11 protein-coding genes are annotated in these 13,194 nt (G+C 65.6%); 8 read left to right on the top strand and 3 right to left on the bottom strand.

The window, feature by feature from the left end; translation table 11 throughout:
- Positions 1–167: 167 nt before the first annotated feature.
- On the bottom strand, positions 168–470 hold the full coding sequence (locus ACQKPE_RS05825; RefSeq protein WP_427663997.1) for a DUF2388 domain-containing protein: 303 nt from the start codon (positions 468–470) through the stop codon (positions 168–170).
- A 203-nt stretch (positions 471–673) separates the two neighbouring features.
- Between ACQKPE_RS05825 and ACQKPE_RS05820 the strand changes: the two genes are divergently transcribed.
- Complete coding sequence (locus ACQKPE_RS05820; RefSeq protein ID WP_427663996.1) at positions 674–1,297, top strand: glutathione S-transferase family protein; 624 nt, start codon at positions 674–676, stop codon at positions 1,295–1,297.
- 11 nt (positions 1,298–1,308) lie between these two features.
- On the opposite strand, the gene mrdA is transcribed toward ACQKPE_RS05820, so the two are convergent.
- Both mrdA and ACQKPE_RS05810 read right to left on the bottom strand, forming a co-directional pair.
- Positions 1,309–3,204: a penicillin-binding protein 2 gene (gene mrdA, locus ACQKPE_RS05815; protein WP_427663995.1), complete on the bottom strand. Its 1,896-nt coding sequence runs from the start codon at positions 3,202–3,204 to the stop codon at positions 1,309–1,311.
- A gap of 93 nt (positions 3,205–3,297) precedes the next feature.
- Complete coding sequence (locus ACQKPE_RS05810) at positions 3,298–4,656, bottom strand: 8-oxoguanine deaminase (protein WP_427663993.1); 1,359 nt, start codon at positions 4,654–4,656, stop codon at positions 3,298–3,300.
- 370 nt (positions 4,657–5,026) lie between these two features.
- Between ACQKPE_RS05810 and ACQKPE_RS05805 the strand changes: the two genes are divergently transcribed.
- The 7 genes from ACQKPE_RS05805 (at position 5,027) to ACQKPE_RS05775 (ending at position 13,121) form a co-directional block, all read left to right on the top strand.
- Positions 5,027–5,770 (top strand): response regulator transcription factor, encoded by a 744-nt coding sequence (locus ACQKPE_RS05805; RefSeq protein ID WP_427663991.1) that lies wholly within the window; start codon positions 5,027–5,029, stop codon positions 5,768–5,770.
- Entirely contained in the window at positions 5,767–7,104 is a 1,338-nt protein-coding gene (locus tag ACQKPE_RS05800; RefSeq protein WP_427663989.1) for a histidine kinase sensor domain-containing protein, read from the top strand. Before ACQKPE_RS05805 ends, ACQKPE_RS05800 begins: the two co-directional genes overlap by 4 nt.
- A gap of 144 nt (positions 7,105–7,248) precedes the next feature.
- Positions 7,249–9,450 (top strand): FepA family TonB-dependent siderophore receptor, encoded by a 2,202-nt coding sequence (locus tag ACQKPE_RS05795; RefSeq protein WP_427663987.1) that lies wholly within the window; start codon positions 7,249–7,251, stop codon positions 9,448–9,450.
- A gap of 68 nt (positions 9,451–9,518) precedes the next feature.
- Positions 9,519–9,806: a DUF3649 domain-containing protein gene (locus ACQKPE_RS05790; RefSeq protein WP_427663985.1), complete on the top strand. Its 288-nt coding sequence runs from the start codon at positions 9,519–9,521 to the stop codon at positions 9,804–9,806.
- On the top strand, positions 9,803–11,362 hold the full coding sequence (locus ACQKPE_RS05785) for a PepSY-associated TM helix domain-containing protein (protein WP_427663983.1): 1,560 nt from the start codon (positions 9,803–9,805) through the stop codon (positions 11,360–11,362). The genes ACQKPE_RS05790 and ACQKPE_RS05785 overlap by 4 nt, the downstream gene beginning before the upstream one ends.
- A 1-nt stretch (position 11,363) precedes the next feature.
- Positions 11,364–11,705, top strand: coding sequence for a DUF3325 domain-containing protein (locus ACQKPE_RS05780; RefSeq protein WP_427663981.1), 342 nt, complete (start codon positions 11,364–11,366; stop codon positions 11,703–11,705).
- 255 nt (positions 11,706–11,960) lie between these two features.
- Positions 11,961–13,121 (top strand): L-talarate/galactarate dehydratase, encoded by a 1,161-nt coding sequence (locus tag ACQKPE_RS05775; RefSeq protein ID WP_427663979.1) that lies wholly within the window; start codon positions 11,961–11,963, stop codon positions 13,119–13,121.
- The last annotated feature ends 73 nt before the right edge of the window (positions 13,122–13,194 follow it).

The raw sequence follows: 13,194 nt of genomic DNA, 5'->3' as shown, positions 1-13,194 counted from the left end.
AGCCGTCCGATTGCCCTGGCCATGGCCGTGGAGATGGTCGGGATCTGTTATGCGCTTGGCCCGACCAAGCCCGCTCCCACAGGCATTGTGGCGCCCTCACGCACGGCGCGTTACCTGTGGGAGCGGGCTTGCCCCGCGATAGCGCCTACCTGCCTTACTTACCTGCCTTACTGCTCAGCCGACAACAGCGCCCTGGCCAGCTCTTCGTCGGTGGCGTTCAACCCTGGATGCTCCTTGCGCACCTGCTCCAGCGCCGACTCTACGTAGGCACCACGAATGGCACCGTCGCTGGCGATGAAGGCCGACAGTTCGTCGTGGGCCGGAATGATGCGCTTGTCATCCTTGAAGGTGGAATACAGCGAGGCGGAAACCCCCGCCGAAGTAGCAACATCGCCCGCATCGACGCGGGCAAGCGCGGCGCCAGCGGGAAGGCACAGCAGCAGTGCGGAAACGACCAGTGAGTGACGCATGAGTCAGTCCTCCAGAAGCGTGAAGCCCAAGGGATTACCGCATGCACTTAAGAGGTGGACTCTGGGCTCGAAGTTCCATAGCCCACCGCGCGATGCTGTCGGGCCCATGCCTGTACATGGACAGCCAACTGGCCAAGGGGCAGGATGGAGTGCCCTGGGCGGTTGCCCAGCCCTGACCATTCACAGGACGTCGAAGGTTCCCCATGCCTGAATTCACGCTGCATTGTTTCGCCGAATCCGGCAACGCCTACAAGGCTGCGCTGATGCTTGAATTGACCGGGCAACGCTGGCAGCCGCGGTTCGTCGACTTCTTCAACGGCCAGACCCGCGACCCGGCCTGGCGCGAGGAGCACAACGAGCAAGGTGAAGTGCCGGTGCTCGAACATGGCGCCCGCACCTTTACCCAGTCAGCCTTGATCCTCGACTACCTTGCCGGGCTCACCGGGCAGTACGCAGCCCATGACGAGGACGAGAAGCGCGAGATCTGGCGCTGGATGCTGTTCGACAACCACAAGTTCACCAGCTATTACGCCGCCTTGCGCTTTTTCTACTGCCTCAAGCAAACCGGCGACACGCCTGTCACCCAGTTCCTGCGCGAGCGGGCCACGGCAGCCTACCGGGTAGTCGATGTGCATTTGGCCGACACGCCATTCATGGTCGGCGGTCGGCTGACCATCGCCGACCTGTCGCTGGCGGGGTATGTGTTCATGCCGGAGGACACCGGCATGGCGGTGCAGCAGTTCACGCATATCGAGGCCTGGAAAGACCGTATTCGCGCGGAGCCAGGTTGGAAACACCCTTATGAATTGATGCCGCGCCAGGCGTAACGACCGGCGCATCAACCGTGCGGCGCTGCGGCCTTGTCTGTGGCGCCGGCAAACTGTGCCTTGAGATGCCCCTGTTCATCCAGCAGCCAGGCATCCATCACTTCACGCACCACAGGCCCCGCCACCCGGCCGCCGGCCTCGCCGTTCTCGATCATCACCGCCACCACGATGGACGGCCGCTCTGCCGGGGCGAAACCGACGAACAGGGCGTTGTCGCGGTGACGCTCGAGGGTCTTGTTGCGGTCGTAGCGTTCACCCTGACGAATCGCCACCACCTGCGCCGTGCCGCTCTTGCCGGCAATGCGGTACTGCGCACCGGCAGCGGCGGCGCGGGCGATGCCGCGCGGGTCGTGCATGACCATCTGCATGCCGGTGTTGACCTGGTCCCAGGCGCGTTTGTCGCGCAGCACGATGTCGGGCATCGGGTTGGGGTCGACCGGGGGCTGGCCGCCAACGGTCATCGCCAGGTGCGGGCGGTGCCAGGCGCCTTTGCTGGCCAGCAGGCTGGTGGCCTGGGCCAGCTGCAGCGGGGTGACCTGCATGTAGCCCTGGCCGATGCCGAGGATCAGGGTTTCGCCGGGGAACCACGGCTGGCGACGGGTGGCGCGTTTCCACTGGGCCGAAGGCATCAGCCCGGGCGATTCCTCGAACAGGTCCAGCGACACTTTCTGCCCCAGGCCGAACTCGCTCATGTAGTCGTGCAGCCGCTCGACCCCCAGCTTGTGCGCCAGGTCGTAGAAGTAGGTGTCGTTGGAACGCATGATGGCGCTGTACAGGTCCACCCAGCCATCGCCGGTGCGGTTCCAGTTGCGGTACTTGTGGTCGTAGTTGGGCAGCTCGTAGTAGCCGGGGTCGAATACCCGGCTGGCGGGGGTGATGACGCCACTGTCGAGCCCGGCGATGGCCACTTCCGGCTTGACCGTCGAGCCCGGCGCATACAGGCCGCGCAGCACACGGTTGAACAGCGGGCGGTCGATGGAGTCGCGCAGGGCTGCGTACTGCCTGAAGCTGATGCCCTTGACGAACAGGTTGGGGTCGAAGCTGGGGTTGCTGACCATCGCCAGCACTTCGCCGGTGGCCGGGTCAAGCGCCACCAGCGCGCCACGGCGCTCGCCCAGGGCGTGCTCGGCGGCTTGTTGCAGGTGCAGGTCAAGGCTCAGGTAGATGTCCTTGCCCGGTGTCGGGGCGTGGTGGCGCAGCACCCGCATCACCCGGCCCTGGGCGTTGGTCTCGACTTCTTCGTAGCCCACCTGGCCGTGCAGTTCGTGCTCGTAGAAGCGCTCGACGCCGGTCTTGCCGATCGACTGGGTGCCGCGGTACGCAGTGCTGTCGAGGGTCTTGGCCTCGGCTTCGTTGATACGCCCGACATAGCCCACCGAGTGGGCGAAGTGCGTGCCTTGCGGGTACTCGCGGATGAACTGCGGCTCGACGTCCAGCCCCGGCAGGCGGAACTGGTTGACCGCGATCAGGGCGATCTGCTCTTCGCTCAGGCCGAACATCAATGTCACCGGCTCGAACGGCTTGCGGCCGCGGCGCAGGTCCTTGTCGAACTGGGCGCGGTCTTCATCGCCCAGGCCGAGCACCTTGGCCAGGGTATCGAGTACTGCCGGGGTCTGCCCGTCGGTGCGTTCGCGGGTCAGGGTGAGGTTGAAGCTGGGTTTGTTGTCGGCCAGTACCACGCCATTGCGGTCGTAGATCAGGCCGCGTTCGGGGGCGATGGGCAGCACGTGCACACGGTTGTTTTCCGACACGGCCGTCTGCTGCTCGTGTTGCAGTACTTGCAGCACGTAGAGGCGCCCCACCAGGATGGCGCTCAGGCTCAGCAGCAGCGCAGCGCAGGCCAGCACCCGGCGGTTGACCAGGTGCTTTTCCTTTTCATGGTCCTTGAGCGGGATCGGTTGTGGCATGGGGCGTGAAGCGTGATTGGCCAGGGGCAGGCGATGCTACGCAAGCCATCGCCGCCGCTCGATGAAAGTTTGTTCATCTGCCCCGAAGCACGTTTACTCGCCGCTGACCAATTGTCGCGCCAGGCGGTTGTGACGCTCCAGTACCAGGGGTAGGTCGACGGTGGTCAAGCGGCCACCCTCGACCACCACGCGGCCATTGATGACGCTGGTGTCGACGTGGGTCGGGGTGCAGAACACCAAGGCCGCCAGTGGGTCGTGATGCGCGCCGGCGTAGGCCAAATGGCCCAGGTCGAAGGCCACGAAGTCGGCCACCATGCCCGGCGCCAAGGCACCGATGTCATCGCGGTTGAGCACCTTGGCGCCACCCAAGGTGGCGATTTCCAGTGCTTCGCGGGCGGTCATCGCATCCGGTCCGAAGCCCACGCGTTGCAGCAGCAGCGCCTGGCGCACCTCGCCGATCATGCTGGCGCCATCGTTGGACGCCGAGCCGTCCACCCCCAGGCCTACCGGTACGCCGTGGTCGCGCATGCGGCGAATCGGCGCGATGCCCGAGGCCAGGCGCATGTTCGAGCAGGGGCAGTGGGCCACGCCAGTGCCCGTGCGGGCGAACAGCTCGATACCGTGCTGGTCCAGCTGCACGCAGTGCGCGTGCCACACGTCGTGGCCGACCCAACCCAGGTCTTCGGCGTACTCGGCTGGGGTCATGCCGAACTTCTCGCGGCTGTAGGCGATGTCGTTTACGTTCTCGGCCAGATGGGTGTGCATCGACACGCCGTAGTGGCGCGCCAGCACGGCGGCTTCGCGCATCAGGTCGCGGCTGACCGAGAACGGCGAGCAGGGCGCCACCACCACGCGCAGCATCGCGCCGTGACGGTCGTCATGGTAGTCCTCGATCAGGCGCTGGGACTCCTTGAGGATGTCGCTTTCCTTCTCCACCACCGCATCCGGCGGCAGGCCGCCCTGGCTCTGGCCCACGCTCATGCTGCCGCGGGCGGCGTGGAAGCGCATGCCGATTTCCCCGGCGGCATGGATGCTGTCGTCGAGCTTGCAGCCATTGGGGTAGATGTACAGGTGATCGCTGGAGGTGGTGCAGCCGGAGAGCATCAGTTCGGCCATGGCGGTCTGGGTCGACACGGCGATCATCTCCGGGGTCAGCCTGGCCCAGATCGGGTACAGGTTGCTCAGCCAGTTGAACAGCTCGCCGTCCTGGGCGGCGGGCACCACGCGGGTAAGGCTCTGGTACATGTGGTGGTGGGTGTTGACCAGGCCCGGGATGACCACCTTGCCGGTCATGTCCAGCACCACGTCGGCGGTGGGCGGCAGGGTGTCGCTCGGGCCGACCTGGCGAATCAGGTTGTCTTCGATGAACAGCCCGCCGCGTTTGATCTCGCGGCGTTGGCCATCCATGGTCACCAGCAGTTCGGCGTTCTTGACCAGCATTGTCTTGGGCATGGGTATTCCTCTCCCGCGTGGCGGGTGTCGTGAAAGGCATTGTTTGTGCGCGGTGCTGCCTGGCTAGGCGGCGAGATAACGCCCGGGAGGTAGGCCAGGTGGCGTGTGCAGCGCGACGACGGGGAGGGTGAACAGAGCGTGCGAAGGGTGCCCGCAGCGGGCGAAAGAATAAAGGGCTTGCATGGCTTGAGCCTGGCGCAATACGCAGCGGCGATGACCGATGTCGTAGGCGCGGGAGCAATGTAAACAGAGTTGAATATTTTTGTATACACCTGCTCAGGCCATCAAGGTGCCCAACGGATTTGTATCAAGCGCGGGGAATTTGTCAGACTACACATTCAATAATCATTTTCATTCGCAAGGTTTTCCCATGCAGCTGGCCGCCGCCCCCCAGTCTCCCGTTCGTATCCTGGCCATCGAGGACGACCCCGTGTTGTCCCGGCACATCGAGCAGCACTTGGGCGAACGCGGTTTCGCGGTGACCCTGCGGCACGAGGCTGGCGATGTGGCCGAGCAGGTGCGCGAAGGCGGCTTCGACCTGGTGCTGCTGGACATCCTGCTGCCCGACGGCAACGGCCTGGAGCGTCTGGCCCAACTGCGCCAGGCCCAGCGCGTGCCGGTGATCCTGATGTCGGCGCTGGGCGCTGAGCAGGACCGTATCGTCGGCTTCAGCCAGGGCGCCGACGACTACTTGCCCAAGCCCTTCAGCATGGCGGAAATGGACGTGCGCATCGATGCGCTGCTGCGCCGGGTCGCCTACGAGCGCCAGGCACGTGCGGGGCATGAGGTGCAAGAGGCGCAGGCGGCACTGAGCCAGGCGCTGGACCTAGCCTTCGACCCGATCCGTGGCGATGTCTGCCACGCGCAGCGCTGGGCCGGGCTCACCAGTACCGAATACCGCATCCTGGAAACCCTGTTGCAGGCCCCAGGCGAGGTGCTCAGCAAGACCTTCCTCTACCAGCAGGCGCTGCACCGGGCGTATTCGATCCATGACCGTGGCCTGGACATGCATATCAGCCACATCCGTCGCAAGTTGCAGCTCATCGACTACCGCACCGCCAGGGTCGACACCGTGCGCGGTGCAGGCTATGTGCTCCGGTGCGTGCAGCCATGACGCTGCCCGACCGTCATTCGCTGTTCTGGACCCTGCTGGGCGGCATCGTGCTGCTGAGCCTTTTGATCATCAGCCTGCACGTGGACGTCAGCCAGCGCCTGAGCACGCTTACCTCGACCCTCGGCAGTTCGGCCCGGGCGACCTTGTCGGGTTATGCACGTGAGGCCGAGCAGGCGCTGGAGCAGGGTGGTGCGCCGGGGGTGGACAGGTTCCTTGCCTCCTTGCAGGCACGCGAAGGGGTTTGGGCGGTGCTGGTGGATGGGCATGAGCAATCGCTGTCGTCACAGCAGCTTGCGCGCCACGAACACCGCAAGCTCGACTTCATGCGTTCGCTGGACTGGTCGGTTGGCCGGCCCGGCGGCAGGCCGACCTTCTTCGTGCCCTTGGCCAACCGCGAAGGGCGGCTGGTGATGGAGCTGCCGGCCCGGCTCGACCCGCGCAAGTACAACTACCTGTGGCACACCTTGCTCGAACGGGTGCTGCCGGCCTGCCTGGCCCTGGGCCTGGGCGTGCTGCTGTACCGCAAGCTGATCGCGCCGATCGCGGTGCTGCGCCGCCAGGCCATGGTCCTCAGCCGTGGCGATTTGTCCGCCCGGCTGGGGCCGCAACTGACCGGGCGGCGTGACGAGCTGGGGGAACTGGCGCGGGCATTCGACCACATGGCCGGGCGCCTGGAAAACACCGTGACCTTCCAGCGCCAACTGCTGCGCGACTTGTCCCACGAGCTGCGCACGCCGCTGAGCCGCTTGCGCGTCACCGGCGAGCGCGAACAGGACATCGACGCGCTGCGCCAACGCCTGGAGCGGGAAGTGCAGGGCATGGAAACCTTGATCAACGACACCCTGGAGTTGGTCTGGCTCGACACCGAACGCCCGCTGCTGCCGCTGGCGCCGGTGGATGTAGGGCGGCTGTGGGAGGTGCTGTGCGAAGACGTCAGCTTCGAGACCGGCTGGCCCGCCGAGCGCCTGCGTAACGACCTGCCGCCCGGCTGCACGGTGCTCGGGCACCTCAACAGCCTGGCCCAGGCCCTGGAGAACGTGCTGCGCAATGCCGTGCGCCATTCGCCAGCGGGTGGCGTCGTCAGCCTCGGCGGGCGCTGCGAGGGCAACTACTGGCTGTTGTGGGTCGAGGACCAGGGCCCGGGGGTTGCCCCTGGCGAGCTGGAGCGCATCTTCCTGCCGTTCACCCGGCTCAATGCCGCACGCCCCGGCGGCAGCGGCTTCGGCCTGGGTCTGTCGATCGCCCGCAGCGTCACTGAGCTTCAGGGCGGGGCTGTGTGGGCGCAGAACGGCGCGCCGGGCCTACGGGTGAACCTGCGGCTGAGAAATGTATAGATTGTAAAAAAGATTTACTCTCAATTGAGAATCTATAGCATCCACGCTCGTTCCGGGCAGGCCCCGGGGCGAACTGGCCCTGCGCTGTTGTCGTGTGCCATTCGCTCCTGCCTGCGCATTCGTCCATGCACAAGGAGTATCTCGATGCAGCCTCGCTTCCCGCTCAAACCTCTCTGCCTGGCCGTTCTGGCCGTGTCTCCCAGTGCCCTGTGGGCGGCGGATGACACCGCGCTGGAGCTGGCCGATACCCATGTGGTGGCTACCGCCGAGCAGGAATTGAAGCAGGCCTCGGGGGTATCGGTGATCACCGCCGAAGACATCAAGAAGCGCCCACCGGTCAACGACCTCTCCGAGATCATCCGCAAGATGCCCGGCGTCAACCTGACCGGCAACGGCGCCAGCGGCTCGCGCGGCAACAACCGGCAGATCGACCTGCGTGGCATGGGCCCGGAAAACACCTTGATCCTGATTGACGGCAAGCCGGTGACTTCGCGTAACTCGGTGCGCTATACCCGCGCTGGCGAACGTGACACCCGCGGCGACAGCAACTGGGTGCCGGCCGACCAGGTCGAACGTATCGAGGTGCTGCGCGGCCCGGCGGCGGCGCGCTATGGTTCCGGCTCCATGGGTGGGGTGGTGAACATCATCACCAAGCGTCCGAGCCAGGACATGACCGGCAGTGTCACCGCCTTCACCAACCTGCCATCCGACGATGCCGAAGGCGTGACCAAGCGCACCACCTTCAGTCTGGCCGGGCCCTTGACCGATGCGCTGACTTTCCGCGTATACGGCAACCTGAACAAGACCGATGCCGATGACGCCGACATCAACCAGGGCCAGGTCGCCCCAGGCGCCTCCCTGGCCGCTGGCCGCGAAGGCGTGCGCAACAAGGACATCAACGGCCTGCTGAGCTGGGCACTGGACAACCAGCAGACCCTGGACTTCGAAACAGGCTTCAGCCGCCAGGGCAACATCTATGCCGGCGACGTCGGCACCGGCGCCACCGACTCGCTCACCCCCGGCAGCACCATCAGCAATTGGCTGGGCCGCGAAACCAACACGATGTACCGCCAGGACTTCTCGGTCACCCACCGTGGCGACTGGGAATGGGGTGCCTCGCGGGTCATGGCGCAGTACGAGAAAACCCGCAACAACCGCCTGCAGGAAGGCATGACCGGCAGCGTCGATGGCGACATCAACAGCAACGACAAGACCACCAGCACCTACGACAGCTACCTGCTGCAAGGCCAGGTGGACCTGCCGCTGGAACTGCTGCGTCCGCAGACCCTGACCCTGGGCGCCGAGTGGAACCACCAGAAGCTGGACGACCCGGGCACCCTCAACCGCTCCGTGGGCACCACGCTGCCGAATTCCGCCGCTGGCGCCCGCGCCACCGACATGGACGCCACTATCATGGCGGTGTACGCCGAGGACAACATCGAGCTGACCCCGGACTGGTTCCTCACCCCCGGCGTGCGCCTGGACCACCACGACCAGTTCGGCGCCAACTGGAGCCCAAGCCTGAACACCTCCTACAAGCTCACCGAGGACATCACCCTCAAGGCCGGTATCGCCCGTGCCTTCAAGGCACCGAACCTGTACCAGTCCAACCCCAACTACCTGTACCGCAGCAACGGCAACGGCTGTGCGCCGAGCCTGGCCTCCACCGGTTGCTACGTGCTGGGCAACGAGAACCTCGACCCGGAAGTCAGCGTCAACAAGGAGCTGGGCGTAAGCTTCGCCCGCGACGGCTGGAGCGCCAGCCTGACCTACTTCCGCAACGACTACGACAACAAGATTGTCTCGGCCAACGACCTGGTCGGTCGCACCGCAAGCAACGAAGCCATCATGCGCTGGGACAACGCCAAGGACGCCGTGGTCAAGGGCTGGGAGGGCAGCATCGGCGTGCCGCTGCTGGGTGAGCAAGGCGAGCTGCTGAGCTGGAACACCAACTTCACCTACATGGACGCCAACGAGGACAGCGACGGCAACCCGCTGTCGGTGGTGCCGGAATACACCGTCAACACCATGCTCGACTGGCAGGTGAGCGAGGCGCTGTCGCTGAACCTCACCGGCACCTACTACGGTAAGCAGGAGCCCCGCAGCTTCAACCCCACCCGCGACACCAACGTCACGGCGAGCAACGAGCTGCGCACCCTCGACCCTTACCACGTCTGGGGCGTGGGCGGCACCTACGCGGTGAACGACAACCTGTCGTTCGGCGCGGGCATCAGCAACCTGTTCGACAAGCGCGTGTACCGCGAAGGCGCGGGTACCAGCGCCGGTGCCGCCACCTACAACGAGCCAGGGCGCGCGTTCTACGCCTCGGTCACTACCTCGTTCTGACCCACTGGCAACCCTGAGCCCAGCCCTTGCCCGGCTGGGCTTTTGCCGTACCTGCGATGAGGCACCTGATGAGAACCACACACTTTTCCTGGCCCGTGCTTTCACGGGTGCTGGCCGCCGTGCTGGGTGGCTATGCCTTTACCTACGCCTTCACCGCCGCGCTGGCGCGCCTGTTGCCGTTGGGCAAGGGCGATGCATTGGTGATTGCCACGCTGTTGTCGTTCGCGGTGTACACCGGCGCCATGCTCTGGGCGTTCGCTTGCCGCAGCGCTTGGCGGGCTTGGGGCGGGTTGTTGCTGGCCGTGCCGCTGGCGCTGGTCGGCTTCTGGCCGCAATGGCTGGAGCGCATTGGATGAAGCCCAAAACCATCACCCAACGGCTTTCATGGCTGCACACTTGGGGCGGGCTGCTGTTCGGCTGGGTGCTGTTCGCAATCTTCCTGACGGGCACCCTGGCGGTGTTCGACAAGGAAATCGACGGCTGGATGCGTCCGGAGATACCGGCGCATGCCCAGAGCCAAACCCAGGCATTGCAAACTGCACTGGGCTACTTGCAGGCCAACCACCCCGGCGCCAGCGCCTGGAACGTCGGGTTGCCTACCGAGCGTTCGCCCACCCTCAGCGTGTCTGCCGGCGAACAGCGCCGCGGTGGCGGCACGCCGCTGGACCCGGAAACCGGTGAGCGCCTGGAGGTTCGCGAAACGGCGGGCGGCAACTTCTTCTTCCGTTTCCACTTCACCCTGAACCTGCCGCGCAACTTGGGTATCTGGGTGGTCGGGCTGGCTGCCATGGCGATGTTGGCGATGCTGGTCAGCGGCATCGTCATCCACAAGAAGTTCTTCAAGGAGTTCTTCACCTTCCGCCCGGCCAAGGGCCAGCGCTCGTGGCTGGATGCGCACAACGCCACCGGCGTGCTGGTGCTGCCGTTCCACCTGATGATCACCTATACGGGCCTGGTGATTTTCTACCTGATCTACATGCCAGCGGCGTCGGACGCGCTGTTCAACGGCGACCGCGACCTGCTCAACCGGGCGCTGCGCGGCGCACCCGTGGAGCAGCATGCAGGCGGGCAGGGGGCAGGGCGGCCGCCGCGTGGTGACCAGCGCCAAGGCGGCGAGGCGGTGTCGCCGACGGCACTGGAGCCACTGCTGATGGAAGCCGAGCGGCACTTGGGGCCAGTGGCCAGCCTGTCGATCCACAACCCAGGGCGTAGCGACGCGCGGGTCGAGGTGCGACCGGTGCTGGGCAATCGTATCGAGCTGACCAAGGGCCAGAGCATGGTCTTCGATGGCGTGACCGGCAAGGTGCTGCGCGCCCCAACCGAGAGTCGCCCCAGCCTGCTGACCCAGCGGGTGATGGCCGGCATGCACTTCGCCCAGTTCGGCGGCTACCCCATGCGCTGGTTGTACTTCGTCTGTGGCCTGGCCAGCTGCGCGATGATCGCCACGGGGCTGGTGCTGTTCACCGTCAAGCGCCGCCGTCGACATGACGGCGAAGGGGCCTTGGGCGCCATGCTGTACCACGTGGCCGAGCGGCTGAACGTGAGTGTGGTGGCGGGGCTTGCCGTGGCCTGCATCGGCCTGCTCTGGGCCAACCGCCTGCTGCCGTTGGAACTGGGCCAACGCGCCGGGTGGGAGGTGCGGGTGTTCTTCCTGGTATGGCTGGCGACCTTGGGCCACGCCATCGTTCGCCCGCGGTTGCAGGCCTGGCAGGAGCAGTTGGCGCTGGCGGCCTTGTTGTGCCTGTGCCTGCCATTGCTGAACCTGTTTACCGTCAACCGGGGTGACTACCTTGCGCTGGAAATCACCACGGTGCTGATCGGTGCCCTGTTGGGCGGGTGCTGCTGGCGGATCGGGCAGCCGCCACGGGAGCCAGTGAAGCGCCACGCGGCTGCCAGCCTGGAGGGCCGCTGACATGGGAGTAAGTGTGTTCGCCGGTTTGCTGTTGGCCTATAACGGTATGGTCGCGTTGTGCCTGGGGTTGGAGCGGCACTACAAGCAGGTTTGGCAGCAGGTGCCTGGGGCAGGACGCCGCCAGGTACTGCGAGGGCTGGGCTGGCTGGCACTGCTAGGGAGCCTGGGTGCGAGTGTTGCAGCCTGGGGCTGGGCCATGGGGCCGATCGCTTGGCTGGGGTTGGTGTCGATGGCCGGGTTGGCGTTGGTGTTGCTGTTGCCATACTGGCCGCGTGTGGCAGTGGTCGTGGCACTGGGAGGATGGGTTGTGTTGGGTATCAAGCAACTATCCAGGGCCCTGTAGGAGCGGGCTTGCCCGCGAACCAGGCACCGCGGTGCATGGCACCGGCTGCGCCGGTGTTCGCGGGCAAGCCCGCTCCTACAGATGATTATTCCTTTCGTCGAATGGTGCGAATGACACTTGAATGATTGCGCAATCATGGTAGTCTCCGATCATTTCCCAGCCACTCATGCACCTCGGGCAAAATTTTTTATCGAACAATGATTGCGCAATCATTCGCCGATCAAACATCGCTTTCGTTCACCCTCGGAGTCCCGCATGACCACACAACAACTACAAGCAACCAGCGCCGACGACGACCGCATCGCCTACATCAAGGTGTCCTCGGTCATGCTGCCTTTGGCCAACCCCATCAGCGATGCCAAGGTGCTCACTGGCCGGCAGAAGCCGATGACCGAAATCGCCATGCTGTTCGTCGAGATCGAGACCGTCGACGGCCACCGCGGCCTGGGCTTCAGCTACTCCAAGCGGGCAGGGGGCCCAGGCCAGTTCGCCCACGCTAAGGAAGTCGCCCCGGCGCTGCTCGACGAGAACCCCAGCGACATCGCCAAGCTGTGGACCAAGCTGTGCTGGGCCGGCGCCTCGGTGGGCCGCAGCGGCCTGTCGACCCAGGCCATCGGCGCCTTCGACGTCGCCCTGTGGGACCTCAAAGCCAAGCGCGCCAACCTGTCCCTGGCGCGCCTGCTCGGCGCCCAGCGCGATTCGGTGCGCTGCTACAACACCTCCGGTGGCTTCCTGCACACCCCGCTGGACCAACTGCTGAAAAACACCGACCTGTCGCGGGAGAAGGGCATCGGCGGCATCAAGCTCAAGGTCGGCCAGCCCGATTGCGCGCTCGACCTGCACCGCGTCAGCACCGTGCGCAAGCACCTGGGCGAGGCCTTCCCGCTGATGGTCGATGCCAACCAGCAGTGGGACCGTCCCACCGCCCAGCGCATGTGCCGGCAGTTCGAGCAGCACAACCTGATCTGGATCGAAGAACCGCTGGACTGCTACGACGCCGAAGGCCATGCCGCCTTGGCCCAGCAGTTCGACACGCCGATCGCCACCGGCGAAATGCTCACCAGCGTTGCCGAGCACGCCGAGTTCATCAAGCTGCGCGGCGCCGACTACCTGATGCCCGATGCACCCCGTGTGGGCGGTATCACGCCGTTCCTGAAAGTGGCGGCCATGGCCGAGCAGGCCGGGCTGGGCATGGCCCCGCACTTTGCCATGGAGCTGCACGTGCACCTGGCCGCCACTTACCCGACCGAGCCTTGGGTCGAGCATTTCGAGTGGCTCGAGCCGCTGTTCAACGAGCGCCTGGAAACCCGCGATGGCCGCATGCTGGTACCCAAACGCCCAGGGCTTGGCCTGTCGCTGAGCGAGCAGGTAGCGGCCTGGACGGTACAAGTCGCGGAGGTCGGCAAGCGCCCATGAACCGGGCTGCCACTCCATAGGCCTTTGCAACACCCAGGGCGCCGCCGCGCGGCGCCCACTGCGCGACCCGAAT

Origin of the sequence: Pseudomonas sp. NPDC089554, assembly GCF_050280645.1 — a bacterium.
Classification (GTDB): domain Bacteria; phylum Pseudomonadota; class Gammaproteobacteria; order Pseudomonadales; family Pseudomonadaceae; genus Aquipseudomonas.
This window is presented reverse-complemented; position numbering and strand designations above follow the sequence as displayed.

Bases quoted from the DNA above. Each gene is read 5' to 3' on its own strand.
- ACQKPE_RS05810 (WP_427663993.1), bottom strand. From the start codon at position 4,656: ATGCCCAAGACAATGCTGGTCAAGAACGCCGAACTGCTGGTGACCATG.
- ACQKPE_RS05805 (WP_427663991.1), top strand. From the start codon at position 5,027: ATGCAGCTGGCCGCCGCCCCCCAGTCTCCCGTTCGTATCCTGGCCATC.
- ACQKPE_RS05825 (WP_427663997.1), bottom strand. From the start codon at position 470: ATGCGTCACTCACTGGTCGTTTCCGCACTGCTGCTGTGCCTTCCCGCT.
- ACQKPE_RS05775 (WP_427663979.1), top strand. From the start codon at position 11,961: ATGACCACACAACAACTACAAGCAACCAGCGCCGACGACGACCGCATC.
- ACQKPE_RS05785 (WP_427663983.1), top strand. From the start codon at position 9,803: ATGAAGCCCAAAACCATCACCCAACGGCTTTCATGGCTGCACACTTGG.
- ACQKPE_RS05790 (WP_427663985.1), top strand. From the start codon at position 9,519: ATGAGAACCACACACTTTTCCTGGCCCGTGCTTTCACGGGTGCTGGCC.
- ACQKPE_RS05800 (WP_427663989.1), top strand. From the start codon at position 5,767: ATGACGCTGCCCGACCGTCATTCGCTGTTCTGGACCCTGCTGGGCGGC.
- ACQKPE_RS05795 (WP_427663987.1), top strand. From the start codon at position 7,249: ATGCAGCCTCGCTTCCCGCTCAAACCTCTCTGCCTGGCCGTTCTGGCC.
- ACQKPE_RS05820 (WP_427663996.1), top strand. From the start codon at position 674: ATGCCTGAATTCACGCTGCATTGTTTCGCCGAATCCGGCAACGCCTAC.
- ACQKPE_RS05780 (WP_427663981.1), top strand. From the start codon at position 11,364: ATGGGAGTAAGTGTGTTCGCCGGTTTGCTGTTGGCCTATAACGGTATG.
- mrdA (WP_427663995.1), bottom strand. From the start codon at position 3,204: ATGCCACAACCGATCCCGCTCAAGGACCATGAAAAGGAAAAGCACCTG.